Source organism: Stenotrophomonas pictorum JCM 9942, assembly GCF_001310775.1.
GTDB classification, from domain to species: Bacteria; Pseudomonadota; Gammaproteobacteria; order Xanthomonadales; family Xanthomonadaceae; genus Stenotrophomonas; species Stenotrophomonas pictorum.
Genome location: NZ_BAZI01000289.1, coordinates 1 through 3,397, shown reverse-complemented (window position 1 = coordinate 3,397; position 3,397 = coordinate 1). Strand labels below are relative to the sequence as shown.

The following is a 3,397-nucleotide window of genomic DNA, read 5'->3' as shown; positions in this document are numbered from 1 at the left end:
CCGCTCGCCCGCACGCGCGTCGATCAGCCAGCCCGGCGTCTGCGCCAGCCGCGCGGCCACCTCCTCGGCGCTGACGATCTGCGTGCTGTCGAACTGCCCCGGATACGGCCCCAGCGGTGCAACCTCGGGCACCTCACGTTCCAGTCCAAGACCGGCAGCCTGCCAGGCCGCGACACCGCCATCGAGCACCGCCACATGGCGGTGGCCGATCAGGCGCAACAGCCACCACAACCGGGCAGCGGCCATGCTGCCGTCAGCCGCGTCGTAGACCACCACCTGCGTCTGCGGGCCGATACCCCAGCGGCCCAGGGTCGCGGCAAACGCCGCGCTGTCCGGCAAGGGATGGCGGCCATGGCCTTTTTTTTCCAGATCGGAAAGATCGCGGTTGAGATCGGCGTACACCGCTCCGGGAAGATGCCCGGCCGTATAGCTGGCAGCGCCTGCGTGCGCATCGGCCAGCGAAAAGCGTGCATCCACCAGACGCAGCGCGGTGCTTGCGGTGGCCCGCGCGTCAACCAGCTGCAGTCCGTCAGCGCGCAGCCGCGCCGCCAGCGAATCGACATCCACCAGCGTGGTCCAGGGGGGATCGCTCAACTTCATGGCACTTGCTCCAGTCGACGACGCAGGTTGTAGAGGATGGCGGCCGTCGCCCCCCAGATACGCTGCCCCGGCCAAGTGTATTCCAGCACGTGGCGCATGCGGCCGCGGTACTCCATCGGGACCTGGCGCAGGTTGGCCGGGTCCATCAGGAAGTCAAACGGCACTTCGAACACCTCGGCCACCTCGGAAGGATCGGCCTCCGCCACGAACGCCGGATCGATCACGGCCACCACCGGACTCACCCGGAACCCGGTAATGGTGAGGAACGGGTCCAGATAGCCCAGCACCTGCACCTGTCGGCGCGCCAGAGCGATCTCCTCCTCGCATTCGCGGATCGCGGCCATGACCGGATTGCGATCGGTCGGCTCGATCCGGCCGCCGGGAAGTCCCACCTGGCCGCCGTGGTGGCGCAGGTGTTCGGTCCGCCGCGTCAACAGCAGCTGCACCCCCTGCGGCCGCGGTATCAGCCCGACCAGCACGGCCGCTTCCACCGGCGGTGTAGGCGGCAGGATGTCGGCCAGTTCACTGTGGTTCCAGCCTTGCCCGGCGGGTGCCGAGCTCAGCGGTTCGAGTGCGCGCAACAACCGCGCCGGATCGGAAAGCCGCGCCGCGAGCGATCCAGGCGCAATCATCCGCCCCGGCAATACGGCTTCCATCAGATGCTCGCGCATGGCGTCATCCATCTGCAGCCAGGCCCCGATCTCATCGCCACGGCGGGCGCATCCGCGGCAGTGACCGTGGGGATCGAGAACGCAGATTCCAATGCAGGGACTGGGTACGACACGACGTACAGCATCCATCACAAACGCACCATCCAAGCCTATCGCGGTTGGGGACCGGCCGATGCTACCGATTCCGCAAAAAAATTGCGCCGGTGTTTTCGCACCGGCGCAATTGACGTTGCTCCACTGGCGGTGCGCTTACTTCACGCTGACCAGTTTGATTTCAAACTGCACGGCCACGTTCGGCGGGAACGGGGTACGCGGATCGGCACCGTAGGCCTTTTCCGGCGGCAGGGTCACTTCCCACTTGGCGCCGGCCGGCATCTGCAGCAGGGTTTCGCGCATGGCGGCCATTTCAACTTCGCTGACCTTGATCGACGGGATCGACTGCGCCGGGCGGGCTTCGGTCGGACGCTGGCCGTACGGGAACGGACCGGCCACTTCCAGCGCCACGGTGCTGGCCTGGGTCGGCTTGGCGCCGTTGCCGGCTTCGATCACACGGTACTGCACGCCACTGGCCAGGCTCTGCACGCCGGCCTTGGCCTTGTTGGCGGCCATGAACTGGTCGCTGCGGGTCTTGTTTTCCGCGGCGGCCTTTTCGTACTCGGCCTTGGCGGCCTGGGCACGGGCCTGCTCGCGCTTCTGGAAGGCTTCAACGGCCGGCTTGAGCTGGTCGGCGGTGATGGCCGGCTGCTTCTTGGCGTAGGCATCCTGCAGGCCCTTCACCACCGAAGCGATGTCCAACTGCTCACCGCGGCCGGTCAGCTCAGCCAGGTTGTTGCCGTAGTCGTAGCCGAAGTAATAGCTCAGCTTGCCCTTCTCGGACGAAACGTCCTGGGCGATTGCAGTGCCGGTCAGGGCCAGGGCGGCCACGGCCACCGCGATAGAACGCAACTTCATCAAACAGTTCTCCAGGAAGGATGTCTCAGGGCAACCATGCCGCCTGAGGCGACGGGTTAGGATAGCGGTCACAAACACGGACCGCCACCGATCACAGTTGCTCAGACAGTCGGCGGTAAAAAGAGTTCCGCAATCACATTTTTTTAACTTTTCTCAGGAGTTAGCCGATGTCCGAGGCGCCGGTTTCGATCCACACCCAGGGCCCGATCCGCACGATCACCGTGCAGCGCCCGGAAAAGCTCAACGCATTGAACCGGCAGACCCTGGAAGCACTGGACGCCGCCTTCGCCGAGGCCGCGACAGTGGACGAGTACGCGTGGTCATCCTCACCGGTGCCGGCCCCAAGGCATTCGTCGCCGGCGCCGACATCGCGGAGATGAATGGACTCACTCCGGTGCAGGGCCGCGACTTCTCGCTGGTCGGGCAGCAGCTGATGCGCCGCATCGAGCGTCTGAACAAGCCGGTCATCGCGATGGTGAACGGCTTCGCACTGGGCGGCGGCATGGAGCTGGCGATGGCCTGCCATCTGCGGATTGCCGCCGACAGCGCCAAACTCGGCCAGCCGGAAATCAACCTCGGTCTGGTCCCGGGCTTTGGCGGCACCCAGCGTCTGTTGCGTCTGGCCGGCCGTGCCGCGGCACTGGAACTGTGCCTGCTGGGCGCGCCGATCGATGCCGCGCGCGCGCAGCAGCTGGGTCTGCTCACCCGCGTGGTACCGGCCGCGGAACTGGAAGCGGAAACCCTGAAGCTCGCCACCCAGCTGGCCCATGCCGCACCGCTGGCCCTGCGCGGCATTCTCGATACGATCAATGTCGGTGGCGAATGCGCGATCAGCGAAGGGCTGGAGTACGAGAGCGCCCAGTTCGGTCTGGTGTTCTCCACCGAGGACATGCGCGAAGGCACCTGCGCCTTCCTCGAACGCCGCAAGCCGGAATTCCAGAATCGCTGAGCCGCCCTCGATGTCCGCATCCCCCGTTTCACCGCAACACTTGCTGGATCTGGTGCTGGCCGATGATCTGGACGCCGCCGTACGTGCCGGCTTGATGGACTACGTTCCGGAACCCGGCAAGGCCGCGCTCACGCCCGCACAGTCGCAGGTACTTATCGAGGCGCAACAGCGCCTGCAACGCGCCTGGGCCGCCCGTGAACGCTATCGCGCCCGGACGGCACGTCTG

Annotated in this window: 3 protein-coding genes and 2 pseudogenes; 2 read left to right on the top strand and 3 right to left on the bottom strand. The window is 66.3% G+C overall.

All coding sequences use genetic code 11. The features are described from left to right. The 3 genes from JCM9942_RS12555 to JCM9942_RS12545 form a co-directional block, all read right to left on the bottom strand. The coding region (locus JCM9942_RS12555; RefSeq protein WP_054660067.1) for a sulfurtransferase at positions 1 to 600 on the bottom strand (600 nt) is incomplete at its 3' end. Continuing rightward, positions 597 to 1,400: a CoA pyrophosphatase gene (locus JCM9942_RS12550; RefSeq protein ID WP_054660065.1), complete on the bottom strand. Its 804-nt coding sequence runs from the start codon at positions 1,398 to 1,400 to the stop codon at positions 597 to 599. The genes JCM9942_RS12550 and JCM9942_RS12555, both read right to left, overlap by 4 nt. 120 nt (positions 1,401 to 1,520) lie before the next feature. After that, positions 1,521 to 2,222 (bottom strand): FKBP-type peptidyl-prolyl cis-trans isomerase N-terminal domain-containing protein, encoded by a 702-nt coding sequence (locus JCM9942_RS12545; RefSeq protein WP_054660063.1) that lies wholly within the window; start codon positions 2,220 to 2,222, stop codon positions 1,521 to 1,523. A gap of 167 nt (positions 2,223 to 2,389) precedes the next feature. Between JCM9942_RS12545 and JCM9942_RS12540 the strand changes: the two are divergent. Both JCM9942_RS12540 and JCM9942_RS12535 read left to right on the top strand, forming a co-directional pair. After that, positions 2,390 to 3,171, top strand: a pseudogene (locus JCM9942_RS12540) (enoyl-CoA hydratase/isomerase family protein). A gap of 10 nt (positions 3,172 to 3,181) precedes the next feature. Beyond that, positions 3,182 to 3,397 (top strand): annotated as a pseudogene (locus tag JCM9942_RS12535) (hypothetical protein); the annotation flags it as partial.

What these genes read in the sequence shown, in the direction of transcription:
- JCM9942_RS12550 (WP_054660065.1), bottom strand. Translation starts at nt 1,400, where the DNA reads ATGGATGCTGTACGTCGTGTCGTACCCAGTCCCTGCATTGGAATCTGC.
- JCM9942_RS12545 (WP_054660063.1), bottom strand. Translation starts at nt 2,222, where the DNA reads ATGAAGTTGCGTTCTATCGCGGTGGCCGTGGCCGCCCTGGCCCTGACC.